General features: G+C 61.3%; 20 protein-coding genes and 1 riboswitch. Of the genes, 13 read left to right on the top strand and 7 right to left on the bottom strand.

Features of this window, described 5'->3' with window-relative positions:
* Positions 1 to 13 precede the first annotated feature (13 nt).
* Positions 14 to 1,891 carry an O-antigen ligase family protein gene (locus tag DK870_RS01875; protein WP_104995347.1) on the bottom strand — a complete coding sequence of 626 codons (1,878 nt, stop codon included), beginning with the start codon at positions 1,889 to 1,891 and terminating at the stop codon, positions 14 to 16.
* A gap of 158 nt (positions 1,892 to 2,049) precedes the next feature.
* Here DK870_RS01875 and msbA point away from each other — a divergent pair, with 158 nt between their 5' ends.
* The 3 genes from msbA to DK870_RS01890 all read left to right on the top strand — a co-directional run bounded on the left by msbA (position 2,050) and on the right by DK870_RS01890 (position 6,416).
* Positions 2,050 to 3,855: a lipid A export permease/ATP-binding protein MsbA gene (gene msbA, locus DK870_RS01880; RefSeq protein ID WP_161547755.1), complete on the top strand. Its 1,806-nt coding sequence runs from the start codon at positions 2,050 to 2,052 to the stop codon at positions 3,853 to 3,855.
* A gap of 208 nt (positions 3,856 to 4,063) precedes the next feature.
* Positions 4,064 to 5,488: a bifunctional D-glycero-beta-D-manno-heptose-7-phosphate kinase/D-glycero-beta-D-manno-heptose 1-phosphate adenylyltransferase HldE gene (gene hldE, locus DK870_RS01885; protein WP_060755139.1), complete on the top strand. Its 1,425-nt coding sequence runs from the start codon at positions 4,064 to 4,066 to the stop codon at positions 5,486 to 5,488.
* Positions 5,481 to 6,416: an NAD-dependent epimerase/dehydratase family protein gene (locus tag DK870_RS01890; protein ID WP_161547756.1), complete on the top strand. Its 936-nt coding sequence runs from the start codon at positions 5,481 to 5,483 to the stop codon at positions 6,414 to 6,416. The genes hldE and DK870_RS01890 overlap by 8 nt, the downstream gene beginning before the upstream one ends.
* Positions 6,417 to 6,434: 18 nt before the next feature.
* Here the strand turns inward: DK870_RS01890 and DK870_RS01895 are convergent, their stop codons facing one another.
* Genes DK870_RS01895 through DK870_RS01910 form a run of 4 tightly spaced genes read right to left on the bottom strand, consistent with a single transcriptional unit; the run spans position 6,435 to position 9,811 of the window.
* Entirely contained in the window at positions 6,435 to 7,394 is a 960-nt protein-coding gene (locus tag DK870_RS01895; protein WP_090367178.1) for a metal ABC transporter ATPase, read from the bottom strand.
* A gap of 41 nt (positions 7,395 to 7,435) precedes the next feature.
* Positions 7,436 to 8,248, bottom strand: a complete 813-nt coding sequence (locus DK870_RS01900) for an aldo/keto reductase (protein ID WP_161547757.1) — start codon at positions 8,246 to 8,248, stop codon at positions 7,436 to 7,438.
* Positions 8,245 to 9,420 carry an FAD-binding oxidoreductase gene (locus DK870_RS01905; RefSeq protein WP_060755136.1) on the bottom strand — a complete coding sequence of 392 codons (1,176 nt, stop codon included), beginning with the start codon at positions 9,418 to 9,420 and terminating at the stop codon, positions 8,245 to 8,247. The genes DK870_RS01900 and DK870_RS01905 overlap by 4 nt, the downstream gene beginning before the upstream one ends.
* Before the next feature lie 55 nt (positions 9,421 to 9,475).
* The gene (locus tag DK870_RS01910; protein WP_060755135.1) at positions 9,476 to 9,811 is read right to left on the bottom strand and encodes a multidrug efflux SMR transporter; all 336 of its coding nucleotides are present in this window, start codon (positions 9,809 to 9,811) and stop codon (positions 9,476 to 9,478) included.
* A 103-nt stretch (positions 9,812 to 9,914) separates the two neighbouring features.
* Here DK870_RS01910 and DK870_RS01915 point away from each other — a divergent pair, with 103 nt between their 5' ends.
* Together DK870_RS01915 and waaA are read left to right on the top strand one after the other, a co-directional pair.
* Complete coding sequence (locus DK870_RS01915) at positions 9,915 to 10,805, top strand: LysR family transcriptional regulator (RefSeq protein WP_060755134.1); 891 nt, start codon at positions 9,915 to 9,917, stop codon at positions 10,803 to 10,805.
* Positions 10,806 to 10,828: 23 nt separating this feature from the next.
* On the top strand, positions 10,829 to 12,109 hold the full coding sequence (waaA, locus tag DK870_RS01920) for a lipid IV(A) 3-deoxy-D-manno-octulosonic acid transferase (RefSeq protein ID WP_161547758.1): 1,281 nt from the start codon (positions 10,829 to 10,831) through the stop codon (positions 12,107 to 12,109).
* 20 nt (positions 12,110 to 12,129) lie between these two features.
* On the opposite strand, the gene DK870_RS01925 is transcribed toward waaA, so the two are convergent.
* Complete coding sequence (locus DK870_RS01925; protein ID WP_060755132.1) at positions 12,130 to 13,569, bottom strand: TolC family outer membrane protein; 1,440 nt, start codon at positions 13,567 to 13,569, stop codon at positions 12,130 to 12,132.
* 196 nt (positions 13,570 to 13,765) lie between these two features.
* Positions 13,766 to 13,871: riboswitch (TPP riboswitch) on the top strand.
* A 147-nt stretch (positions 13,872 to 14,018) separates the two neighbouring features.
* On the opposite strand from DK870_RS01925, the gene thiC reads away from it, so the two are divergent.
* Complete coding sequence (gene thiC, locus DK870_RS01930) at positions 14,019 to 15,923, top strand: phosphomethylpyrimidine synthase ThiC (protein ID WP_256679791.1); 1,905 nt, start codon at positions 14,019 to 14,021, stop codon at positions 15,921 to 15,923.
* Between the two features lie 145 nt (positions 15,924 to 16,068).
* Positions 16,069 to 17,358, top strand: a complete 1,290-nt coding sequence (gene cytX / locus DK870_RS01935) for a putative hydroxymethylpyrimidine transporter CytX (RefSeq protein ID WP_161547759.1) — start codon at positions 16,069 to 16,071, stop codon at positions 17,356 to 17,358.
* Here the strand turns inward: cytX and DK870_RS01940 are convergent.
* Positions 17,327 to 18,073 (bottom strand): RsiV family protein, encoded by a 747-nt coding sequence (locus DK870_RS01940; RefSeq protein ID WP_161547760.1) that lies wholly within the window; start codon positions 18,071 to 18,073, stop codon positions 17,327 to 17,329. The two genes, cytX and DK870_RS01940, sit on opposite strands and share 32 nt — an antisense overlap.
* Before the next feature lie 193 nt (positions 18,074 to 18,266).
* On the opposite strand from DK870_RS01940, the gene DK870_RS01945 reads away from it, so the two are divergent.
* The 6 genes from DK870_RS01945 (at position 18,267) to DK870_RS01970 (ending at position 24,062) form a co-directional block, all read left to right on the top strand.
* Positions 18,267 to 18,884 carry an NUDIX domain-containing protein gene (locus DK870_RS01945; RefSeq protein ID WP_060755128.1) on the top strand — a complete coding sequence of 206 codons (618 nt, stop codon included), beginning with the start codon at positions 18,267 to 18,269 and terminating at the stop codon, positions 18,882 to 18,884.
* Positions 18,875 to 19,324: a DUF1249 domain-containing protein gene (locus tag DK870_RS01950; RefSeq protein ID WP_060755127.1), complete on the top strand. Its 450-nt coding sequence runs from the start codon at positions 18,875 to 18,877 to the stop codon at positions 19,322 to 19,324. The genes DK870_RS01945 and DK870_RS01950 overlap by 10 nt, the downstream gene beginning before the upstream one ends.
* Before the next feature lie 99 nt (positions 19,325 to 19,423).
* Positions 19,424 to 20,239 (top strand): 3',5'-cyclic-AMP phosphodiesterase, encoded by an 816-nt coding sequence (gene cpdA / locus DK870_RS01955; RefSeq protein ID WP_161547761.1) that lies wholly within the window; start codon positions 19,424 to 19,426, stop codon positions 20,237 to 20,239.
* A gap of 270 nt (positions 20,240 to 20,509) precedes the next feature.
* Positions 20,510 to 21,118 carry a YqiA/YcfP family alpha/beta fold hydrolase gene (locus DK870_RS01960; RefSeq protein ID WP_060755125.1) on the top strand — a complete coding sequence of 203 codons (609 nt, stop codon included), beginning with the start codon at positions 20,510 to 20,512 and terminating at the stop codon, positions 21,116 to 21,118.
* Positions 21,119 to 21,162: 44 nt separating this feature from the next.
* Entirely contained in the window at positions 21,163 to 23,067 is a 1,905-nt protein-coding gene (parE, locus tag DK870_RS01965; RefSeq protein ID WP_060755124.1) for a DNA topoisomerase IV subunit B, read from the top strand.
* Positions 23,067 to 24,062 carry an esterase-like activity of phytase family protein gene (locus DK870_RS01970; protein WP_161547762.1) on the top strand — a complete coding sequence of 332 codons (996 nt, stop codon included), beginning with the start codon at positions 23,067 to 23,069 and terminating at the stop codon, positions 24,060 to 24,062. Before parE ends, DK870_RS01970 begins: the two co-directional genes overlap by 1 nt.
* Positions 24,063 to 24,076 lie beyond the last annotated feature (14 nt).

A 24,076-nucleotide genomic window follows, 5' to 3' on the forward strand; every position in this document is an offset into this window, starting at 1 on the left:
CCTACGGGCCCTGTCATCTGCTGGCGGGGCTTGTATCCTGTTCTGTCGGACGCAGCGTCTGTGCCTTTTCGCGGATCTTCAACGTGGCTTGTGCCGACGCGACGGCGGCATAGCCTTGCATCAGTTGTTCAAAATGGCTCTCGAACAACCAGTTGCGGTCTTGCGAATAGCGCTGCATGTGCTTGAGGTTGCGTTGACGCAGGGCGTTGCGCAGTGCCGACGGATACAGGCGCATATCTGCCACGTCAATCAGCCCGAACTCGCCGTCTTCCATGAACAGTACATTGCCCAGGTGCAGAGAGCGGAAGTACACGCCTCGTTCGTGAAGCAGGGCTATGTACCGGCCTAGACGCTCCACAAGAGCGCCGCGCAGGCTGCTGTCCAGGCTTTGCAGGGTCTGGCGCACGGTCAGCCCCGGCAGCGGCTGGTAACGCACGGCGGTGCTGCCGTCGCGCAGGCTGTAGAGGTCGAGGATAGTCGGCGCGACGATGCCGAGTGCGCGAAGCTGCGCAGCGTTGCTGGCAAAGCGTTCCGAATAAGGATTGAACCAGCCGGAGGTGTACCAGCGGCGGGCTCTGAAGAGCTTGAGGAAGCTGCCGTCCTCCAGGCGCAGGACCTTCGGGCCAAGGCCATCGGCCTCGATTACGTGGGCGTTGCAGCATAGTTGGTCAAACGCCTGCGGAGTGAGGGTTTTGACCGGCGTGTCCAGCAAGCTTCGACGACGCTGGGCGATGCTCAGCCCGGTCAGCAGTGCCAGCGGAATCCACAGCAGGAACCAGTGCTCCTTGGGCCGCGAAAGGATGCCGCCGCCTTCGGTGAGGCCCGCGCCGATGCCGTACACCAAGAGCGCCGATGCCAGGATAAACAGCGGCTGCGTACGTTGTTTGATGCCTATATACAACCCCCGTCCGAGCATGAATACCCACGGGATGAAGCCGATGATGCCGACATAATAGAAAACGCCCAGCGCAAAACTGTGAGGTTCGTACAGTTGGTAGCCATTCCAGAAAGTCAGGTACAGCTCGGAGTTGTAGCTGTGGCCGATCCAAGGATGTTCGGCAATGCGTTCTAGTGCCAGGTCCCATACTTCAAAGCGGAGCGAACTGCCGCGCCCACTGATGGCATCTGGGTATAGGATCAGTAATCCGACCAGGGCTATTGCCAAGCCGGTAATCAGCAGTGCTGCGCGGCGGTTACGGCTGAGGAAACTCAGCCACAGAACGGCGAGAGCCATGGCTACCAAAGGTGTTCGTGAGCCGGTAGCCAGCAAGGCTGCAGCCATGATCATCGTGGCCGGCACGCTGAACCACAGCGCCTGGAGGCGCTTGGTGGTCATGCAGATATATAACCAGTAAACGCAGAAGAAACCGAACAAATGAGAACTGAGCAGCGGGTTATCGAGGGCACCACGCCCGCCGATCATGCGCATGCCCGGCTCGAACCCTTTGACGAACGCCACCAGATTGCATAGGCAAACCACCAAGGCGATCACCGCAGCACCGAAGAAAATCGGTTTGAACAGTTCGGCGCGGTAATGCAGCAGCAGCGCGCAGCCGCCAAACAGGAGGAAGGTGTTCAATGGGCGCTTGAGCAGGTCGCTGTCGAGGGTGGGTTCAACACTCCACAGCAGGCTGGTCAGAGCCCAGCCTGCGAAGACCAGGAACGCGATTGCCAAGGGTTCACGCAGCAGTTCCCTGAGCTCTCGGGGACGCTGCAAAAACATGAACAAGGTCGGTACGGTAAAAAGGATGTAAACGATTCGGTGCAATACGTTGCGGTTGGACACGAAGAACAGTGAGCTCAGGAGCAGCAACAAGCCAATGGGCAAAATCCAAAGGACCAGGAAGTCGAAAACGCGATTTGAGCCATAACTAAGGCGCTTGGAGTGCATACAGTAAAGCCATTCCAGAGAGAGAAAACCGACCATCTTAAGATAGTGGCTATATAATGTCTTCGGTCGGATCCAGCCGGGCCGAGGGGCAAGCCGGGTGCAAGTACAACAGAGAAGCTGTGCTAAAGTCAGCCTCCTTTTTCAAAACGCCGCGTGATATGACCGACTCCAGTCCGAGCGCAAGCCCTTCGAGCTTGAAAATATACTTCCGCCTGCTCAGCTACGTTAAGCCTTACATGGGCTTGTTCGCGTTGAGTATCGTCGGATTTCTGATTTTCGCGTCAACCCAGCCGATGCTGGGTTACATCCTCAAGTACTTTGTCGATGGCCTGTCCAACCCGCAAGCCGTGTTGTTCCCCACTGTGCCGTTCCTGCGGGACCTGCAACTGCTGCAGGCCGTGCCGCTGCTGATCATCTTGATCGCCGCCTGGCAGGGCCTGGGGTCTTTCCTGGGCAACTACCTGTTGGCCAAGGTCTCCCTGGGCCTGGTCCACGACCTGCGGGTGCAGTTGTTCAACAACCTGCTGACGCTGCCTAACCGGTACTTCGACAACCACAACTCGGGACACCTGATTTCCCGCATCACCTTCAACGTGACCATGGTCACAGGTGCGGCAACCGATGCGATCAAGGTGGTCATCCGTGAAGGCATGACGGTGATCTTCCTGTTCGCCTCCCTGTTGTTCATGAACTGGCGCCTGACGCTCGTCATGATCGCCATCCTGCCGCTGATTGCGGTGATGGTCAGCACGGCCAGCAAGAAATTTCGCAAGCAGAGCAAAAAGATCCAGGTGGCGATGGGTGACGTGACCCACGTGGCTTCGGAAACCATCCAGGGCTATCGCGTGGTGCGCAGCTTCGGCGGTGAAATCTACGAGGAGAAGCGTTTTCTCAAGGCCAGCCAGAGCAATACCGACAAGCAACTGCGCATGACCCGTACGGGCGCGATCTACACGCCGGCGTTGCAACTGGTGATCTACACCGCCATGGCGGTATTGATGTTCCTGGTTCTGTATCTTCGTGGCGATGCGTCCGCCGGTGACATGGTCGCCTACATCACGTTGGCCGGTTTGTTGCCCAAGCCGATCCGCCAACTGTCGGAAGTCAGCTCGACCATCCAGAAAGGTGTCGCCGGTGCTGAAAGCATTTTCGAGCAGTTGGACGAGGCGGTTGAAGTCGACCACGGCACTATCGAGCGCGACAAGGTCAGCGGGCGCCTGGAAGTGCGCCAGTTGAACTTCACTTACCCCGGCACCGAGCGTCATGTGCTCAAGGACATCAGTTTCACCGCCGAGCCGGGGCAGATGATTGCGCTGGTTGGGCGCTCAGGCAGCGGCAAGTCGACCCTGGCCAGCCTCATCCCGCGTTTTTACCACCACGAGAGTGGGGAGATTCTGCTCGATGGCGTCGAAATCGAAGACTACAAGCTGCTCAACCTGCGCAAGCATATCGCCCAGGTAACCCAGCATGTCACCCTGTTCAGTGACACCGTGACCAACAACATCGCTTACGGCGACCTGGCCGGAGCACCACGGGAGGCGGTTGAAGCCGCGGCGGCGGATGCCAATGCCAAGGACTTCATCGACCAGTTGCCCAAGGGCTTCGATACCCAAGTCGGTGAAAACGGCGTGTTGTTGTCCGGTGGCCAGCGCCAGCGCCTGGCGATTGCCCGTGCACTACTCAAGAATGCACCGCTGCTGATTCTCGACGAGGCCACCTCGGCGCTCGACACCGAGTCCGAGCGCCACATTCAGGCGGCGTTGGACAACGTCATGCAAGGTCGCACGACCCTGGTGATCGCGCACCGCCTGTCGACCATCGAGAAGGCTGACCTGATCCTGGTGATGGACGATGGCCGTATCGTGGAGCGCGGTACCCACGGCGAGTTGCTCGCGCAAAACGGCTACTATGCCCGCCTGCACTCCATGGGCCTGGATACGCCGGTATCGGCCGATATCACCTGATCGACAGGTACACAGGGCAATGTGGGAGGGGGCTTGCCCCCGATAGCGAAGTGTCAGCTTGCAGAAATGCCGGCTGATATTTCGCTATCGGCGGGCACGCCCCCTCCAGCATTCGCCCCGTAGTGGATTCGGCGTCGCGCTAGTCACAAGCCATCGCAAACCCTGTGCTAATATCGCGCCCCTGTTCATTTTGTATGTGGGTTGCACCATGAAGTTGTCCATGCCGCGATTCGATCAAGCCCCTGTCTTGGTGGTCGGCGATGTCATGCTCGACCGTTACTGGCATGGTGGTACCTCACGGATTTCCCCTGAGGCACCGGTGCCGGTAGTCAAGGTCGAGCAAATCGAAGACCGTCCAGGTGGTGCTGCCAACGTTGCCCTCAATATTGCCGCGCTCGGCGCTCCAGCCTCCCTGGTGGGTGTGACCGGCGACGACGAAGCCGCCGACAGCCTGGCCAACAGCCTGCGCGGGGCCGGCGTGCGTGCGGTGTTCCAGCGTATCGCCCATCAGCCGACCATCGTCAAGTTGCGAGTCATGAGCCGGCACCAACAGTTGCTGCGTATCGATTTCGAAGAACCCTTCGCCACCGACGCCTTGGCTCTCGGCAGCCAGGTTGATGAGTTGCTCGAAGGCATCAAGGTGCTGGTGTTGTCCGACTACGGAAAAGGCGCCTTGAGGAACCATCAGGCGCTGATTCAGGCCGCCAAGGCCAAGGGCATTCCGGTGCTGGCCGATCCCAAGGGCAAGGACTTCTCGATTTATCGGGGCGCCAGCCTGATCACGCCGAACCTCAGTGAGTTCGAAGCCATCGTCGGTGGTTGCGCCGATGAGCATGACTTGGTGAGCAAGGGTGCGGCGCTGATGGCCGACCTCGACCTGGGCGCCTTGCTGGTGACCCGTGGCGAGCACGGCATGACCCTGTTGCGCCCAGGCCACCCGGCGATGCACCTGCCGGCGCGTGCCCGTGAAGTGTTTGATGTCACCGGTGCCGGTGACACCGTCATTTCTACCTTGGCCGCGTCTATCGCGGCAGGTGAAGAATTGCCTCACGCCGTGGCCCTGGCCAATTTGGCGGCAGGCATTGTGGTTGGCAAACTGGGTACGGCGGCCATCAGTGCACCTGAGCTGCGCCGGGCGATCCAGCGTTCCGAAGGTTCCGAGCGTGGCGTACTGAGTATCGAGCAGTTGCTGCTGGCGATTGACGATGCGCGTGCCCACAACGAAAGCATTGTGTTCACCAATGGCTGCTTCGACATCCTGCATGCCGGCCATGTGACTTACCTGGAGCAGGCGCGTGCCCAAGGCGATCGCCTGATCGTTGCGGTCAATGACGATGCTTCGGTCAGTCGCTTGAAAGGTCCGGGCCGTCCGATCAACAGCGTTGACCGTCGCATGGCGGTGCTGGCGGGGTTGGGCGCGGTGGATTGGGTGATCAGCTTCCCCGAAGGCACCCCGGAAAATCTGCTGGCCCAGGTCAAGCCGGACGTGCTGGTCAAGGGCGGTGACTATTCCGTCGACCAGGTGGTCGGTGCCGACATCGTCAGCGCCTACGGCGGCAAGGTCAAAGTGTTGGGCTTGGTTGAGAACAGCTCGACCACCGCGATTGTCGAGAAGATCCGCAACAATGAGTAACTTTGATAAGTGGGTCCTGATTACCGGCGGTGCGGGCTTCATTGGCTCGCACCTGGTGGACGCGTTGCTTGCCAAAGGCTATGGCGTGCGGGTGCTGGATAACCTGTCCACCGGCAAACGCAGCAACTTGTCGATGGATAACCCGCGTTTGGAGCTGATTGAAGGTAATGTCGCCGATGCGGACCTGGTGGCGAAGGCCGCCGTCGGCGCGACTGCCGTGGTGCACTTGGCTGCAGTGGCCTCGGTGCAGGCCTCGGTGGATGACCCGGTCAGCACGCACCAGAGCAATTTTGTCGGTACCTTGAATGTCTGTGAGGCCATGCGCAAGGCCGGCGTCAGGCGTGTGGTGTATGCCTCCAGCGCCGCGGTCTATGGCAACAACGGCGAGGGGGCTTCGATTGCCGAAGAAACCACCAAGGCGCCATTGACGCCTTACGCGTCCGATAAATTGGCCAGCGAGCATTACTTCGATTTCTACCGCCGCCAGCATGGCCTGGAGCCGGTGATCTTCCGTTTCTTCAATATCTTCGGGCCGCGCCAGGATCCGTCATCGCCGTATTCCGGTGTGATCAGTATCTTCAGCGAGCGCGCGCAGCAAGGCGTGCCGATCGCCGTGTTTGGCGATGGCGAGCAAACCCGTGACTTCATGTACGTGGAAGATCTGGTGGACGTGCTGGTACAGGCCATTGAAGCGCCCGCTGCACCGCTGGGTGCAATCAATGTCGGTTGGAACCGCACCACTACGCTCAAGGACGTACTGCAAGCCTTGCAAGACATCGTCGGCAAGTTGCCGGCTGTGACTTACGGGCCTGCACGCTCTGGGGATATCCGACATTCGCGGGCGAATAACCAACGGCTGCTGGCGAGTTTTACGCTGCCCGAGCCCACGCCGTTGAAGGTGGGCCTGGAGCGTTTGCTCAGAGGCTGACGGTAAGGAGGCCAGCCTTTATCGGCTGGCTTTTTTCTTTGGCACGATTTTACGCAGCATCCGCTGTGCCAGATGCTTCAATCGCGACTCTTTTTCCGGCTCTGCCAGGCCTTGCTGCCTGAGCCAGTCTTTCCAGCGAATCCGCTCATCACGTACCAACCAGCCTTCCTGTTGGGCGAAGCTTTCCGCCAGGTACAAACCCCGTGTGCTCGCCGGGTACAGTTGGTCTTTCTTGACGGTGTAAAGCTCGGCCAGTGGCTGGCCGTCTTTCAGAGGCATCAGGTACAGGTCGGGGCGCTGGCGGTCCAGGCGGGCGACCAACTGATCACCTTCCAGGCGCTCATCGACATGGAACAGGCTCAGGGACTTGGCTTCCTTCGGTACTTCCAGCCTCAAGTCATAAATCAGCTGCAGCGATGCGGTGGGCAGGTGCACATAAGCCCGTGGGCGCTCGATCAATTGAGTGGTTGCGCAACGCACCGGTCGCGCCGCGCCAGACAGCGGGCTGAGGCGAAAGGGCAAGGCTTCACGGTAGTGCAGGGCTGCGGAGTAGGGCGCCGGTAGCCAGGTGTCGTTGAAGCGCCCGCCGAGCCAGCCTTCCGGGGTTTCGAGCAGGCACTCTTCGGCAATTTCCTGGATGGCGGTGTGCAGCGGCAGGTTCAATTCATGGGCCGGGACGTAGCCGGAGATCAGCTTGAGCACCACATCGCCACGGTCCTGGCGGCGTTGGCGCACGAGCACCCAGTAGTCCTTGTTTTGCCAATGCAGCGTCAGTCGCACCGAGACGCCAAGGTTGGCCAGTTCCAGGGCAAAGCGCTCGGCGTTCGGCACGTCTACCGGTTTGCGCCGTTGCAGGGTCTGGGCGAAATTGAGCGGCATGCCGACGCTCTGGTAGCTCAGGCCCTCGGGGGTGGCTTCGACGTGTAGCGGCAGTGTTTTGAAGTTGCTGGGGTTTTTTCTTATGAGCGTTCGCGGCATGTCGGCTCCTTCTTGCGACGGGGTCGGCCGCGTCGGCGGCATCAGAGTTGACGAATGACCTGGGCAGCGGTCGCCACGTTATGGGCCAGGTGCAGCGGGTTGATGGTCCCGACAATAGCACTGGCGACGCCCGTTTGCGCAAACAACAACATGAAACTGGCATGAATTGGATCCATTCCGGGCTCAAGGCAAACGTGGCCGCTGGCCAAGGCTTTTTTCACCAGGATGCCTTTGCCATGGGTCGCGGCGTAATCAATCACGGCCTTCTCGGCCTGCTCGTTCAGATTGTAGGTGACCATCGCGCAATCGCCTTGTTCCAGAGCCTTCACACCGCCTTCAACGGTTTTGCCGGAGAAGCCGAAGCCGCGAATCTTGCCCTCTTTTTTCAGTGCCGCCAGGGTTTGGTAAACCTCACAATCGTTGAGGATGTGCAGATCATTGCCGTCGGAGTGCACCAGCAACAGATCGATAAAATCCGTTTCAAGTCTTTTCAAGCTGCGCTCGATCGACAGGCGGGTGTGGGCCTCACTGAAGTCATGACGGGATACGCCGTCGGCAAACTCTTCACCAACCTTGCTGACAATCACCCAATCCTTGCGCTGGCCACGTAGCAGCGGCCCCAGGCGTTCTTCGCTGCGACCGTAGGCGGGGGCGGTGTCGATCAGGTTGATGCCCAGCTGTCGGGCCTGGCGCAACAACATTCGCGCTTCGTCATCGTCGGGGATCTGAAAGCCGCTGGGGTATTTCACGCCCTGGTCGCGGCCCAGTTTGACGGTGCCCAGGCCCAGTGGCGAGACGATCAGGCCCGTGCTGCCCAGGGGGCGATGCAGGTCGTGCAAGGTAGGCAGGCTCATGGCAACAGTTGCTCCCAGGCAGGCACGCCGATCGCGGGTTTCGGCAGGTCGGGCAGAGGCTCGCCGGCGCCGGGTCGGATACCGTCGCGTTCCAGGCTGTCGAGCACGCGATCGGCGAAGTCCGGCGCCAGGGCCAGCTTGGTCGGCCAGCCCACCAGTAGACGGCCCTGTTCGGCGAGGAATGCATTGTCGGGGCGGCTCAGACCCGATTGCAGCGGCTCGGCGCGGTCGACCCGCAAGGTGGCCCACTGGGTCTGGCTCATGTCGATCCACGGCAGCAGTTGCGCCACTTCCTTTTGTGCGGTGGCGATCTGTTCTTCAGGGGTACGTGCCACACCGTCGGCTTCGGCGATATCTCCGCCGATGTACCACACCCAATTGCCATCCGCTGCCGGGTGGGTGGTAACGGTGAGGCGCGGCTTGGTGCCGCCACCCAGGCAATGGGCATACAGCGGCTTCAGGCCTGGGCCCTTGGCGATGATCATATGCAGGGGGCGTTTCTGCATGGCCGGTTGGCTGAGGCCCAGGGCGCCGAGCAAGTCAGCCGTGCCGGCGCCGGCACTCAACACGATGCGTTGCGCGCGGATCTCGCGGCCATCGACCTTCAAGCCCACCAAGTGGTCGTCTTCGCGCAGCGGTTCGATCTGCTTTGCGGCGAGCAGGCTATCACCGCCCAGTTGCGCCAGGCGTTGAATCACACTCGGCACGTCCACCACGAGTTCGGCCAAGCGATAGACCTTGCCCTTGAAGCGGCGATCCTGCAGGGCGGGGGGCAATTCGTCGCCTTTGACCTGGTCCACACGCCCGCGCACGGCCTTGCTGGCAAAGAAGCTGGTGAGGTTGCCGGCGAGCGTGCCGGGGGACCATAGATAGTGGGCTTCGGACAGCAAGCGTACGCCGGACAAATCCAGCTCGCCCGTTCCTGCCAGGGCTTCACGCCAGCGGCGCGGCATGTCGGCAATGGCTTCGGACGCGCCGGTGAGCGCGCCGTGCAGGGCATATTTCGCCCCACCGTGAATGATTCCCTGCGACTTCACGCTTTGCCCGCCGCCCAGGGTGGCGCTTTCCACCAGTACCGTGGAAAACCCCTGGCGGCGCAGGCGCGCATTCAGCCAGAGGCCGGCAACCCCGGCGCCGACAATCAGTACGTCGGTGGAAATAACGGATGGCATCGGCGACCTCAGTGTTCAAGACAAGGGACGCAGTATACAGCCTGTTGAGTAGCGGTCAGTGCCCGGCGGTTTTCGAGAACAACTGAATCACTACCACGCCCAGTACGATCAGGCCCATCCCCAGCATCGCCGGGACATCCAGCTTCTGCCCGTAGATGAACAATGCCGCGACACTGACCATCACGATCCCCAGCCCTGCCCATACCGCATAGGCCACGCCCACCGGTACGCTGCGCACCACCAGGGTGAGCATCCAGAACGCTACGCCATAACCCACAATCATCAGCATCAGCGGGATGGGTGTGCTCAGGCCCTTGACCGCTTTCATGGAAACGGTCGCGATCACTTCCGAGCAAATGGCAATGGCCAGGTAGAGGTAGGCGACATTCATGGGGTAATCCTCGGTGTGTTGCGTGCTAGATAAGGTCGGCATTCTAGCGACTGCCAAGATGCGGTAAAGTCATTACCTATCCGAATTAAAGATGGGTTAGGCCATGAGCGTGCAGTGGAACCTTGAGCAGATGCGCCTGTTTGTCAGTGTCGCCGAGCAGCGTTCGTTTTCCGCGGTGGCCCGTGACCAGCGCAAGGCTCAATCGGCGGTGAGCAATGGGATTGCCTTGCTTGAGGCGGACCTGGGGCTGAGCCTGTTTGATCGTAGCAGTGGCCGCCAGCCACGCCTGACCGAGGCGGGCAGTGTGTTGCTGGAGGAGGCGCGTGAGGTGTTGCGCCAGTGTGAGCGGCTCAATGGTCGGGCGCTGTCCTTGACCCGGGGTGAAGAAGCCTGTCTGCGCCTGGCCCAGGACGAAGCCATGTTGTTCCAGCCGGTACTCGACAGCCTTGAAGCGCTGGCCGCGCAATACCCGTTGCTGGAAGTGCAATTGTCCAGCGCTGCCCAAGGCGACGTAGCGCGTAAGTTGGTGGAGCGCAAAGCCGACCTGGGCCTGCTGTTCTATCACGACCAAATCCCCGAGGCGCTTGAGCGGCGGGTGGTGGGCAGTGTGGAAATGGTCACGGTGTGCGGCGTGAACCACCCGCTCGCCAAGGAGCGATATGTGGATTGCCAGCGCCTGGCACAGTTTCGCCAACTGTTGATGTCGACCCAGACCAGTGTGTACCCCGGCAGTGAGGCTGCCAGCCCTCTGGTGTGGCGCGCCGACAGTTTCTATGTGCTGGCCGAATGGTTGATGAGTGGCTTGGGTTGGGCCTGGCTGCCGCGGCATATCGTGCAGTACCCCACCTATCAGCAACAAATGGTCGAGTTGGACAGCGAATGGACGCCACCGGCCCTGGTGGTGGAACTGGTCTGGCGTCGGGATGAACACCTCGGGCCTGCCGCACGCTTCCTGGCTGAACGATTTGCCGAGTGCTTGCAGGCGATCGACTGAAAAAGCCGATAAACTCCGCCGCCATGAATAGAACTCTCTACAGCTGTCTGTTTTACCTGGCGCTGCCGTTGGTGGCTTTACGTCTGTGGCTGCGCGCGCGCAAGGCGCCGGCGTATGCCAAGCGCGTGGGCGAGCGGTTTTCCTATGGCCTGCCGATGATGCGGCCGGGCGGGATCTGGGTGCATGCGGTGTCGGTCGGCGAAAGCATCGCTGCCGCGCCGATGATACGCGGGCTGATGGCGCGCCACCCGACGCTGCCGATCACCATCACCTGCATGACGCCCACCGGTTCCGAGCGTATCCAGGCGTTGTTCGCCAATGAGCCGCGCATTCAGCATTGTTACCTGCCCTATGACGTGCCGTGCGCCGCCAAGCGTTTTCTGGATCAGGTGCAGCCGAAACTGGCGGTGATCATGGAGACGGAGCTGTGGCCCAATCACATCCACGCCTGCTACCAGCGTGGCATTCCGGTGGCACTGGCCAATGCGCGACTGTCGGCGCGCTCGGCCAAGGGTTATGGGCGTTTCGCCAAACTGACCGCACCGATGCTGGCTGAGATGAGCCTGTTCGCCGTGCAGACGCGTACCGAGGCCGAGCGTTTCCTGAGCCTGGGTGCGCGCCCGGAAACCGTTGAAATCACGGGTTCGATCAAATTCGACCTGACTGTCGACCCCGAGCTGCCGCTGCGCGCCGCCGCCCTGCGGGAGCAATGGGGCGCGCGCGAGCGCCCGGTGTGGATCGCCGCCAGTACCCATGAAGGCGAAGATGAAGTGGTGCTGGCGGCCCACCGCCAGTTGCTCGAGAGCTATCCCAATGCGTTGCTGATTCTGGTGCCGCGCCATCAGGAGCGTTTCGGTCCGATGTTTGAGTTGTGCCGGCAACGAGGATTCGCCACGGTGCGTCGCTCCAGCGGTGACCCCGTGACCGCGCAGACCTCCGTGTTGCTGGGCGACACCATGGGCGAGTTGCTGTTTCTGTATGCCCTGGCCGACAGTGCTTTCGTCGGCGGCAGCCTGGTGCCGACCGGCGGCCACAACCCGTTGGAGCCGGCGGCGCTGGCCCTGCCTGTGATCATGGGGCCGCACCGGTTCAACTTCCTCGAAATCAGCGCGATGATGCATGAGGCGGGGGCGTTGCGCGAAGTCGACGATGCCCAAGGTCTGGCCGAAGCTGTGCGCCAGCTGTTCGAGCTGCCACAGGATGCGCGCAAGATGGCGCAGGCTGGGCTCAAGGTGATGCAGGCCAACCAGGGCGCGCTCAAGCGCTTGCTGGATGGCCTGGACAGGCTATTGGATCAGCACTGATTCCATTGTAGGCGCTGTGCTTAATTACCCGGGCGGGCCTTGAGCTGTTCGGCGGCGGCCTTGGCCAGGTCCGGCGGCAGGAAGTCCTTGTCCGGGTTGTAGTCAGCCTTGAGGTAGCGCGCCAGGTCCTGCAAGTCCCCCGGGTTCAAGGTGCCCGCCGCCTGCTTCAAGCGCAGGTTGTCGAGGATGTAGTCGTAGCGGCTGTTGTTGTAGTTGCGCACCGACGCATAGAGCTGGCGCTGTGAGTCGAGCACGTCGACGATGTTGCGCGTACCCACCTGGTAGCCGATCTCCGTGGCTTCCACCGCGCTCTGGTTGGAAATGATCGACTGGCGGCGTGCCTGTACCTGTTCCACGTCGGTGTTCACTGCGCGGTGCAGGTTGCGTGTATTTTCCACCACCTGGCGCCGCAGGCCTTCGCGTTGCTGCTCGGTCTGGCCCAGGCGCGAGTAGGATTCACGCACTTGGGAACTGGTCAGCCCGCCGCTGTAGATCGGAATGTTCAGGCGCAGGCCAATGGTGCGTTGTTCCACATCGCCGCGATAGGGCGTGCCAAAGGCATTCGGGTTGCTGAACCCGAGGGCGTCGTTGTCGCCTTTCTCATATTGCGCCACCGCATCGAGTGTCGGGGCATGCCCGGCCTTGCGTTGCTTGAGGGTTTCCTCGGCGGCGGTGACGGCGTAGTTGCTGGCGAGCAGGTTCAGGTTCTGGCGGCCGGCGGTTTCAACCCAGGCCTTGGCGTCGTTCGGCAGCGGTGGCAACACCGGCAGTGTGTGGACGATGCCCTGGATCGAGTTGTATTGACGATTGGTCAGGGTGATCAACGCTTCAAAGGCGTCTTCCACCTGACGCTGGGCCAGGATCCGGTTGGCGCGCGCGGTGTCGTAGCTGGCCTGGGATTGCAGTACGTCGGTCTTGTCCGACAGGCCCACGTCGAAGCGCTCGCTGGACTGGTCCAGCTGGCGCTTGAAGGCGTTCTCTTCGGCCTTGGTCGAGGCCAGGTTGTCCTGGGCGCGCAGCACGGCAAAGTAGCTTTCGGCGCTTTGCAGGATCAGGTTCTGCTCGGTGGCCGACAGTTGCAGCGCGGCCTGCTCGTTGGTGGCCTCGGCAGCCTGTAGCTGGAACCAGCGATCGGCGCGGAACAGCGGCTGGCTCAAGGTCGCGCGCCAGGAGTGAGCGTCGCGGTTGGCGGTGGCGGCCGGCGTGTCGATCTGGGTGCGCACGGTGTTGATATCGGCACCGCCCGACAGGTTGGGCAACAAGCCGGCGCGGGCCTGGGGCACCACTTCCTTTTGTGCGCCATATTGGGCGCGTGCGGCTGCCAGGTCGGCGTTGTTGTCCACCGCTTCCTGGTAAACGCTGACCAGGTCGGTTTTGGTCGTCAGGGGCGCTTCAGCTGCCCAGACCATTCCGTTGGTTGCACAAGACACGGCAAGCGCCAGTGAAAGTTTGCGCAGCATGAGGCGATCCCTAGATTGAATATTACGGTGATAATTTAGCGCCCAAGGCTAAGGCTGGCCGTTCCTGGCGTCAAGCATTGTGGCGGCAACCGAGTGTAGTGGCGCTGACCCGGCGCAACAATCCCGCAATCATGCCATTCATCACGCTGAATGCAGCGCTATTGGCAATTTGCCCATGCCATGGTCTAGACTGCCTGCGTTCTTGTCGGGGTGCCTTGTTGGAAGGCTGAGATCGGTAAATACCGGATCCCGTTGAACCTGATCAGGTTAGCGCCTGCGTAGGGAACAAGATTTCTCGTCACCCGGCGAGTCCTCTTGTGCTTCGTCCGGGATGAATGTTCGACAATCGAACACTCCGTGCGCCAAGCACAGCACTGTTTTCAGTGCGTCCATCCGTCTCAGGTTCGCTCCGACAAAAATCCACCGCCTGGATAGTTGGAGAGCCCGTGATGAGCACAGAAATAAAAAGTACAAAACTGAAAAATACCGTGCACCTGAGTGAATCGGCCAAGGTCGACACCGGCTCCGTGCAACCCTTTACCCGCTCGCAAAAAATCTACGTGCAGGGCACTCGCCCGGATATCCGCGTGCCGATGCGCGAAATCAGCCTGGACGTCACCCCCACCGACTTCGGCGGCGAAATCAACGCGCCGGTCACCGTTTACGACACGTCCGGCCCCTACACCGACCCGAATGTGATCATCGACGTGCGCAAAGGCCTGGGCGATGTGCGTTCGCCATGGATCGAATCGCGCGGCGACACCGAGCGCCTGCCCGGCCTGAGCTCGCACTTCGGCCAGCAGCGTCTCAACGACGCCGAACTGACTGCGCTGCGTTTCGCCCATGTGAAGAACCCACGCCGGGCCAAGGCCGGTGCCAACATCACGCAGATGCACTACGCCCGCAAAGGCATCATCACCGCCGAGATGGAATACGTCGCCATCCGCGAAAACATGAAGCTTGAAGAGGCCCGCGCCAGTGGCCTGCTCGACCAGCAACACGCCGGCCACAGCTTCGGCGCCAGCGTGCCGAAAATCATCACCCCGGAATTTGTGCGCGAGGAAATCGCACGCGGCCGCGCGATCATCCCGGCCAACATCAACCACACCGAGCTGGAACCGATGATCATCGGCCGTAACTTCCTGGTGAAGATCAACGGCAACATCGGCAACAGCGCCCTGGGTTCGTCCATTGAAGAAGAAGTGGCGAAACTGACATGGGGCATTCGCTGGGGTTCGGACACGGTGATGGACCTGTCCACCGGCAAGCACATCCATGAAACCCGCGAGTGGATCATCCGCAACTCGCCGGTGCCGATCGGCACCGTGCCGATCTACCAGGCACTGGAAAAAGTGGGTGGCGTCGCCGAAGACCTGACCTGGGAATTGTTCCGTGACACCCTGATCGAACAGGCCGAGCAGGGCGTCGACTACTTCACCATCCACGCCGGCGTCCTGCTGCGCTACGTGCCGCTGACCGCCAAACGCGTCACTGGCATCGTGTCCCGTGGCGGTTCGATCATGGCCAAGTGGTGCCTGGCGCACCACAAAGAGAACTTCACCTACACGCATTTCGACGAAATCTGCGAAATCATGAAGGCCTATGACGTCAGTTTCTCCCTCGGCGACGGCCTGCGCCCGGGCTCGATTGCCGACGCCAACGACGCCGCGCAATTCGGTGAGTTGGAAACCCTCGGTGAACTGACCAAGACGGCCTGGAAGCACGACGTGCAAACCATGATCGAAGGCCCCGGCCACGTGCCGATGCAGTTGATCAAGGAGAACATGGACAAGCAGTTGGAGTGCTGCGACGAGGCGCCGTTCTATACCCTCGGCCCGCTGACCACCGACATTGCACCGGGCTACGACCACATCACCTCCGGTATCGGTGCCGCGATGATCGGCTGGTTCGGTTGCGCCATGCTCTGCTACGTCACGCCCAAGGAACACCTGGGTTTGCCGAACAAGGATGATGTGAAGACCGGGATCATTACCTACAAGATCGCAGCCCATGCCGCCGACTTGGCCAAAGGGCATCCGGGCGCGCAGATCCGCGACAATGCCTTGAGCAAGGCGCGCTTCGAGTTCCGTTGGGAAGACCAGTTCAACCTGGGCCTGGATCCGGACACCGCGCGTTCCTATCACGACGAAACCCTGCCGAAAGACTCGGCCAAAGTCGCGCATTTCTGTTCGATGTGCGGGCCGAAATTCTGCTCGATGAAGATCACCCAGGAAGTGCGTGAGTACGCGGCCAACCAGCGGATCGATGCGGTGGATGTCGACGTGGCCAAGGGCTTGGCCGAGCAGGCGCAGCGGTTCAAGCAGGAAGGCAGCCAGCTCTACAAAAAAGTCTGATCGCAGATGCTGGGCGCCTGTACGGGCCTCATCGGGGGCAAGCGCCCTCCCACATTTTTGAATGTATTCGCAGTTCAAACAGTGGGAGGGGCTCGCCCCCGATAGCACTTCAACAAACAACCCATGCCCCTCAGAGATACAACCCTTGAGCATTCAACCGAGTACCTACTCTCCTGAGATAGCAGTGCCAAGTGACAAGCGCGTATTCGGCGCCCGCGATTTGTTTTCCCTGTGGTTCTCCCTCGGCATCGGCCTGATGGTCCTGCAGACCGGTGCCTTGCTCGCGCCGGGCCTGGGCCTGTCCGGCTCGTTGCTGGCGATCTTCCTCGGCACCCTGGTAGGGGTGCTGTTACTGGCCGCTGTTGGCGTAATCGGCAGCGACACCGGCCTGTCCGCCATGGCGGCCCTCAAACTCAGCCTCGGCACCCAAGGCGCGAGCCTGCCGGCGTTGCTGAACCTGTTGCAGCTGGTCGGCTGGGGCTCGTTCGAAATTATCGTCATGCGCGACGCCGCCAGCTTGTTGGGCACGCGGGCGTTCAGCGAAGGCAGCCTGTTGGCGAGCCCTCTGTTGTGGACGTTGGTGTTCGGTGGTTTGGCGACCCTGCTGGCGGTCAGCGGCCCTTTGACTTTTGTACGCCAGATCCTGCGCAAATGGGGCATCTGGCTGCTGCTCGCCGCTTGCCTGTGGCTGACCTGGAACCTGTTCGCCAAGGCCGACCTCGCTGCGCTGTGGTCCCAGGCCGGTGACGGTACGATGCCGTTCGCGGTGGGTTTTGATATCGCGATCGCCATGCCGCTGTCGTGGCTGCCGCTGATTGCCGACTACTCGCGTTTCGGCAAACGCGCAAAAAGCGTGTTCGGCGGTACCGCGCTGGGCTTCTTTATCGGTAATTTCTGGCTGATGAGCCTGGGTGTGGCCTACACCCTGGCGTTTGCGCCCAGCGGCGAAGTGAATGCGCTATTGCTCGCGCTGGCCGGTGCGGGCCTGGGGATTCCGCTGTTGCTGATCCTGCTGGATGAAACGGAAAACGCCTTTGCCGATATTCACTCGGCGGCGGTGTCCAGCGGGATGCTACTGCGCTGGAAGGTCGAGCACCTGGCGCTGGTCATCGGGGTGATCTGCACCTTGATCGCCTGCCTTGCGCCGCTGGCGCAATACCAGAACTTCCTGCTGCTGATCGGCTCAGTGTTTGCGCCGTTGTTCGGCGTGGTGCTGGTGGACCACTTCATCCTGCGCCGCCGTGGCCGCGGCGCCGTCACTCATCTGCACTGGCCGGCGCTGGTGGCCTGGATGGGCGGCATCGCTGCCTATCACCTGCTGGCCAACCTGTATCCGAATGTCGGTGCGACCCTGCCGGCGCTGGTGCTGGCAGGGCTGCTGCAGTTCATCCTGGGCCGGGCCTTCAGTGGCGTGCGGGCATCAGCTCAGGCTTGAGTACGCCGGTGAGACGTGCGTAGGGGATGGTCATTTCGATCAGCCCCAATGCGTACGGGCCGATGGTGGCCACGTTGTACTTGAGCACCACGCCATTGCTGGTCAAGGCCACGTTCGGGGTCTTCTGGAATGGCCAGTTCTTCACGAACTCCGGGTCACGGTCCATCTGCGAGTTGATCAGCCAACTGTTGTGAGCGACTTTCGCAGTGTTCCAGAACGCCTGTTCCTGGCCTGGCAGCAACATGTCGGCGAGGCTCAGCTCCTTGTGCAGCTGGCGCGAATAGTTGATGAAACCACGGCCCGGCTCACCGTGGGCTGCGCCGGTATCCAGGTAGCTGGACACTTCGATGATCACCAGTCCGTCATGCTGCTCGCGTACCTTGGCTTGCAGATACATGCTGTTGCGGTCGGCGGACTCGCGCAGGAACTTGTCCCGGTAAGCGTTCAAGGTCGGCGGCACGCTTGCCCCCGGCGTGGTCCGGGTCATCTGCAGCAGGCGCTGTTCCACCAGGGTGTCGAGTTGCGGCTCGGTGGGGAAATGCACGGTATCGATGTTGACCAGCGGGCAATCCGGGCTGTTGCAGCCGGGCTTGATCTGTTCCGAGGCGTCCGGCTGGGTGTCCAGCGGTTTGAGATAGCTGGGTTGGAACAGACTCTGGCAGGCACCCAGAGTCAAGGCAATGCAAGCCACGGAGGCGATTTTTAAAAGCGACATGTGCGTCCTTCGTAAATCGATGGAAAGCGAAAAGAGTAGCGCTTGGACTGCCCACAAGGCAGTCAGTTCGCCACTAGACTGATGAGAGTGAGTTTGACGCCCGCCGTCTATCCCGGCAACTGGAAAGGGGCTGCATCCGGGGGCGTGAGCGCGTTAGGATGGCGCCAATTGTATGGGTACAACGGGAATGGATATGACGGACATTGCGAAGTCGACGCCGAGCAAGATCGAAATCGTTCAGCACGACAATGCCTACCAGGGCTTCTACAAGCTTGATCGCGTGCAGTTGCGCCATGAAAAGTTCGATGGCGGCATGAGCCGGGTGATCAACCGCGAAGTCTTCGTTCGGCATGACGCAGTCTGCGTGCTGCCTTACGACCCGCAGCGTGACGAAGTGGTGTTGATCGAGCAGTTTCGCGTAGGCGCCATGGGCCGTACCGACAACCCCTGGCTGGTGGAAATGGTTGCGGGGCTGATTGACAAGGACGAGCAACCGGAGGAGGTTGCACACCGCGAAGCCGAGGAGGAAGCTGGGCTGACCTTCTCCGCTTTATGGCCGATTACGAAGTATTTCCCTTCGCCCGGCGGCAGTACCGAATTCGTTCACCTGTACCTGGGCCGTTGCGACAGCACAGGCGCCGGAGGCGTTCATGGACTGGAAGAAGAGGCCGAAGATATCCGCGTCACCCGCTGGGCGTTCGAAGATGCTCTGCAGGCGGTGCGTGACGGTAAGATTTCCAATGCAGCCAGCATCATCGCCCTGCAATGGCTTGCGCTTAATCGCGCGGAAGTGAGGGGGTTATGGCAGTAAAGGCACGGGAACGATATCGAGTTGACCTGATCGGGCTTCAAGCCGCCTGCGAGGCCAACTATGCGCGGCTGATGCGCCTGCTTCCCGACATGCGCCATGCGCCCGAGGCACGGCGCATTGCCGTGACCCATGGCGACCAGATGCTCGGCGTGTTGACGCTTGAAGTCATCATCAACTGCCCCTACACCACCACCCTGCGCGTGCGTCAGGAACACAGCCTGCCATGGTTGCCGGTGCCGCAGCTGGAAGTGCAGGTGTACCACGATGCACGGATGGCCGAAGTGATCAGCGCCGAACATGCGCGGCGTTTTCGCAGCATCTATCCGTACCCGAATGTGTTCATGCACCAGCCCGATGAGAAAGCACAGCTCAATGTGTTCCTCGGTGAGTGGTTGAGCCACTGCCTGGCCCTGGGCCACGAGTTCGAAGTCGTGCGGTAGATGTGAACTGCGTCTGCTTCCCCAGGTTTCCTCTTTGTGTCCTGCCCAGCATAATCGCGCCAGTCGCCCATTTTCCTGTGATTGCCTTGGGAGAACGCCTTGCCGAGCGTATCCACCGTGAACCCTGACGCACCCGCATTGCTGGTGCAACTGTCTGACAGCCACCTGTTTGCCGAGGCAAGCGGCACGTTGCTGGGCATGAACACCCGCGAAAGCCTTCAGCGGGTGATCGAGTTGGTGCGCGCGCAGCAGCCGCAGATCGATCTGGTGCTGGCGACAGGCGATTTGTCCCAGGACGGTACGCTTGAGTCGTATCAGCAGTTTCGTGACATGACCCGTCAGATCGACGCGCCGGCGCGCTGGATTCCCGGCAACCATGACGAACCGCAAGTCATGGCCCATGCTGCCGTGCACAGCGATTTGCTGGAGCCGGTGCTCGACATTGGCCACTGGCGGGTCACCTTGCTGGATTCCGCCGTGCCCGGCTCGGTACCCGGCTACCTGCAAGACCAGCAATTGCAATTGCTCGCCCAGGCCCTGAGCGAGGCGCCGAACCGGCACCATCTGGTGTGCTTTCACCATCACCCGGTGCCCATCGGGTGTGCGTGGATGGAGCCGATCGGCCTGCGCAACCCGGAAGCCTTGTTTGCCGTGCTCGACCGTTTCCCGCAGGTCAGGGCTGTGCTCTGGGGGCATGTGCATCAAGAGATTGATGGCGAACGCAACGGCGTGCGCCTGCTGGCCTCGCCGTCCACGTGCATCCAGTTCGCCCCGGGCAGTGAAGACTTCCAGGTCAGCGAGCAGGCGCCGGGCTACCGCTGGCTGCGCCTGCATGCCGACGGACGGTTGGAAACCGGTGTTGAGCGGGTAAAAAATTTTGTGTTCACCATAGATTACGGCAGTAACGGCTACTAGTAGTGAGCGGGGCAAGCCCTAATGCCAGTCAGTTAAGGATTAACGCGGTCACTGTGGGAGGGGGCTTGCTCCCGATGGACTGCGTAGCAGGCCCATTTTTGAGGCCGCTGCGCGGCCTATCGGGAGCAAGTCGAATCGTCGCACCGCCCCTCCCACAATTTATTCATCGCCCGCTTTATCGCTTAACTAACTGGCATTAGGGCAAGCCCGCTCACTACTGAGATTTACCTGTAAACTGCGCCTCTTTGGCTGCTGCACGGAGAGCCCGGCATGTCCGCTTCGATCTTGTATATCCACGGTTTCAACAGCGCGCCTGCGTCCAACAAGGCCAGCCAGTTGACTGCTGTGATGGATAGCCTCGGCTTGGCCGACCAGTTGCGCGTGCCGGCGCTGCATCACCACCCGCGTCAGGCGATTCCTCAATTGGAGGAGGCCATTGCGCAGTTGGGGCGGCCGCTGCTGGTCGGCAGCTCACTCGGCGGCTACTATGCAACCCATCTTGCCGAGCGCCATGGCCTCAAGGCGCTGCTGGTCAACCCGGCGGTCAGCCCCCATCGGATGTTCGATGGTTACCTGGGCACTCAGACCAATCTTTACACCGGTGAGGCCTGGGAATTGACCCACGATCACGTCGCGGCCCTGGCCGAGCTGGAAGTGCCGGCGCCGCTGGACGCCGGGCGTTACCAGGTGTGGTTGCAGACCGGGGATGAAACCCTGGATTATCGCCTCGCCCAACAGTATTACCGGGCCTGTGCCTTGCGTATCCAGGCCGGTGGCGACCATGGTTACCAAGGGTTCGCCCAGCAATTGCCGGCGATGTTGAGTTTTGCCGGCATCGGCGCAGATCAGTATCAATCCTTCGACTTTGCGGCACTGTAAAGTCGCAGGTCATTTTTTAATCGAACGACTCACGACGAGACCCCATGGCCACTCCCAGCGCTAGCTCTTATAACGCCGACGCCATCGAAGTCCTCTCGGGCCTCGACCCGGTGCGCAAACGCCCCGGCATGTACACCGACACCAGTCGGCCGAACCACCTTGCCCAGGAAGTCATCGACAACAGCGTCGACGAAGCCTTGGCCGGGCATGCCAAGTCGGTGCATGTCATTCTTCACGCCGACCACTCCCTTGAAGTGTCCGACGATGGTCGCGGCATGCCGGTGGACATCCACCCGGAAGAGGGGGTGCCGGGCGTCGAGCTGATCCTCACCAAGCTGCATGCCGGTGGCAAGTTTTCCAACAAGAACTACCAGTTCTCCGGCGGCCTGCACGGTGTAGGCATTTCCGTGGTCAACGCCCTGTCCACGCTGGTGCGGGTCAAGGTCAAGCGTGACGGCAACGAGTACCAGATGACGTTCGCCGATGGCTACAAGGCCACCGACCTGGAAGTGATCGGCACCGTTGGCAAGCGCAACACCGGCACCAGCGTGTACTTTGCGCCGGACCCGAAATACTTCGATTCACCGAAATTCTCCATCAGCCGCCTCAAGCATGTGCTCAAGGCCAAGGCCGTGTTGTGTCCGGGCCTGCTCGTCACCTTTGAAGACAAAGGCACCGGCGAGAAGGTCGAGTGGCACTACGAAGACGGCCTGCGCTCCTATCTGGAAGACTCGGTCAGCGATTTCGAACGCCTGCCCAACGAGCCGTTCTGCGGCAGCCTGGCGGGTAATAAAGAGGCCGTCGACTGGGCTCTGCTGTGGTTGCCCGAAGGTGGCGACAGCGTGCAGGAAAGCTACGTCAACCTGATCCCCACCGCTCAGGGCGGCACTCACGTCAACGGTTTGCGCCAGGGTTTGCTGGACGCCATGCGCGAGTTCTGCGAATACCGCAGCCTGTTGCCACGCGGTGTGAAGCTGGCGCCGGAAGACGTGTGGGAGCGCATCGCGTTCGTGCTGTCGATGAAGATGCAGGAACCGCAATTTTCCGGCCAGACCAAGGAGCGCCTGTCGTCCCGTGAAGCGGCGGCGTTTGTTTCCGGAGTGGTCAAGGATGCCTTCAGCCTGTGGCTCAACGAGCACCCGGAGCTGGGCCTGGCCCTGGCGGAACTGGCGATCAGCAACGCCGGCCGACGCCTGAAGGCGAGCAAGAAAGTCGAGCGCAAGCGCATCACCCAAGGCCCGGCGCTGCCAGGCAAACTGGCCGATTGCGCGGGGCAGGACCCGATGCGTTCCGAACTGTTCCTGGTGGAGGGTGACTCCGCCGGTGGTTCCGCCAAGCAGGCGCGGGACAAGGAATTCCAGGCGATCCTGCCGTTACGCGGCAAGATCCTGAACACCTGGGAAGTCGACGGCAGTGAGGTCCTTGCCAGCCAGGAAGTGCACAACATTGCCGTGGCTATTGGCGTGGACCCGGGCGCAGAGGACATGAGCCAGCTGCGTTACGGCAAAATCTGCATCCTGGCCGACGCCGACTCCGACGGCCTGCACATCGCCACCTTGCTCTGCGCGCTGTTCGTCCAGCACTTCCGCCCGTTGGTGGAGGCCGGCCACGTTTATGTCGCCATGCCGCCGCTGTACCGTATCGACCTGGGCAAGGATATCTTCTACGCCCTGGACGAAGCCGAGCGCGATGGCATTCTCGATCGCCTGGTGGCCGAGAAGAAGCGTGGCAAGCCGCAGGTCACGCGATTCAAGGGGCTGGGTGAGATGAACCCGCCGCAGCTGCGCGAAACCACCATGGACCCGAACACTCGGCGTCTGGTGCAACTGACCCTGGACGATTTCGTCGCCACCGCCGAAATGATGGACATGCTGCTGGCCAAGAAACGCGCCGGCGACCGTAAATCCTGGCTGGAATCCAACGGCAACCTGGCCGAGGTTTTGGGCTGATGCGCACAGGTTTCGCCTTGGCGATCCTGATGTTGAGCGGGTTGGCGGCCACCGAAGGGGTCGCCGCGCCCGTGGCTGAGCTCAAGCTGGTAGGCGAACACCCGGTGGACGGTATGCGCGGCGGTAACCTGTCGGGCCTGGCCTTGTGCGGCAAGGAACTGTGGACGGTGTCGGACCGTGACGACGACCAGATCTATCGCCTGGATATCAGTGCGCCGACCTGGAAGGCCGAAACGGTAAAGATCGACGTGCCACCGGTGCCTGACTCCGGGTTGCCGTGGGGCTTGCGTTCGCGGACCAAGGCCGCGTCCTTCATTCGCGGGGGCGACCTGGATTTTGAAGGCATCACCTGCGATGCCGTAGGCAATCGTTACATTGTCAGCGAAGCCCATGCGGCGGTGCTGCAGGTGCCGGCAACGGGGACTGCCGAGTGGTTGAAAATTGCTCCGGGCATGGTGCGTGAAGCCCGGGCCAGTGGCATGTTGCTGCACTTCAATGCCTTGTTTGAGGGCCTGGCGGTGAATGCCGAGGGCAATCAGATCTGGCTGGCGGCCGAACGCGAGCGACGTGGCCTGATCGCCATCAAGCGCGGGCAGAGCGTATGGGACTGCGACGGCCCCTGCGTATTGCTCAGCGAAGCGGGCCAGGAAGTGCAGCCGGCGCAGTTTGAAGATGCCAAGGCGGTGTCCAAGGACTTCGCCGATCTGGCGCTGTACAACGGCAAGCTGTTTACCCTGGAGCGCAATGCGTTCCAGATTTGCCGGCGCGATACCCTCACCGCCAAGGTCGAGCTGTGCTGGTCATTTGCCGACGAGGCGCTGACGCCCAACCGACGTTATGCCCAGCCCTACGGCCTGGCTGAAGCCCTGATAGTGGATGCAGACGGTGCCTGGGTGGGCATCGACAATAATTTCGGCCCACGGGCCGATGGTGAGAAACGCCCAATGGTCTATCGTTTCGCCGCCCCGGCCGGTGGCTGGAGCGCCCAGCCATGAACCACTGCTTTTTT

The organism is Pseudomonas sp. Q1 (genome assembly GCF_009935975.1).
GTDB lineage: Bacteria > Pseudomonadota > Gammaproteobacteria > Pseudomonadales > Pseudomonadaceae > Aquipseudomonas > Aquipseudomonas palleroniana.

Excerpts from the sequence above, each read along its gene's own strand:
- DK870_RS01875 (WP_104995347.1), bottom strand. The coding sequence starts at position 1,891 with ATGCACTCCAAGCGCCTTAGTTATGGCTCAAATCGCGTTTTCGACTTC.
- msbA (WP_161547755.1), top strand. The coding sequence starts at position 2,050 with ATGACCGACTCCAGTCCGAGCGCAAGCCCTTCGAGCTTGAAAATATAC.
- hldE (WP_060755139.1), top strand. The coding sequence starts at position 4,064 with ATGAAGTTGTCCATGCCGCGATTCGATCAAGCCCCTGTCTTGGTGGTC.
- DK870_RS01890 (WP_161547756.1), top strand. The coding sequence starts at position 5,481 with ATGAGTAACTTTGATAAGTGGGTCCTGATTACCGGCGGTGCGGGCTTC.
- DK870_RS01895 (WP_090367178.1), bottom strand. The coding sequence starts at position 7,394 with ATGCCGCGAACGCTCATAAGAAAAAACCCCAGCAACTTCAAAACACTG.
- DK870_RS01900 (WP_161547757.1), bottom strand. The coding sequence starts at position 8,248 with ATGAGCCTGCCTACCTTGCACGACCTGCATCGCCCCCTGGGCAGCACG.
- DK870_RS01905 (WP_060755136.1), bottom strand. The coding sequence starts at position 9,420 with ATGCCATCCGTTATTTCCACCGACGTACTGATTGTCGGCGCCGGGGTT.
- DK870_RS01910 (WP_060755135.1), bottom strand. The coding sequence starts at position 9,811 with ATGAATGTCGCCTACCTCTACCTGGCCATTGCCATTTGCTCGGAAGTG.
- DK870_RS01915 (WP_060755134.1), top strand. The coding sequence starts at position 9,915 with ATGAGCGTGCAGTGGAACCTTGAGCAGATGCGCCTGTTTGTCAGTGTC.
- waaA (WP_161547758.1), top strand. The coding sequence starts at position 10,829 with ATGAATAGAACTCTCTACAGCTGTCTGTTTTACCTGGCGCTGCCGTTG.
- DK870_RS01925 (WP_060755132.1), bottom strand. The coding sequence starts at position 13,569 with ATGCTGCGCAAACTTTCACTGGCGCTTGCCGTGTCTTGTGCAACCAAC.
- thiC (WP_256679791.1), top strand. The coding sequence starts at position 14,019 with ATGAGCACAGAAATAAAAAGTACAAAACTGAAAAATACCGTGCACCTG.
- DK870_RS01940 (WP_161547760.1), bottom strand. The coding sequence starts at position 18,073 with ATGTCGCTTTTAAAAATCGCCTCCGTGGCTTGCATTGCCTTGACTCTG.
- DK870_RS01945 (WP_060755128.1), top strand. The coding sequence starts at position 18,267 with ATGACGGACATTGCGAAGTCGACGCCGAGCAAGATCGAAATCGTTCAG.
- DK870_RS01950 (WP_060755127.1), top strand. The coding sequence starts at position 18,875 with ATGGCAGTAAAGGCACGGGAACGATATCGAGTTGACCTGATCGGGCTT.
- DK870_RS01960 (WP_060755125.1), top strand. The coding sequence starts at position 20,510 with ATGTCCGCTTCGATCTTGTATATCCACGGTTTCAACAGCGCGCCTGCG.
- parE (WP_060755124.1), top strand. The coding sequence starts at position 21,163 with ATGGCCACTCCCAGCGCTAGCTCTTATAACGCCGACGCCATCGAAGTC.
- DK870_RS01970 (WP_161547762.1), top strand. The coding sequence starts at position 23,067 with ATGCGCACAGGTTTCGCCTTGGCGATCCTGATGTTGAGCGGGTTGGCG.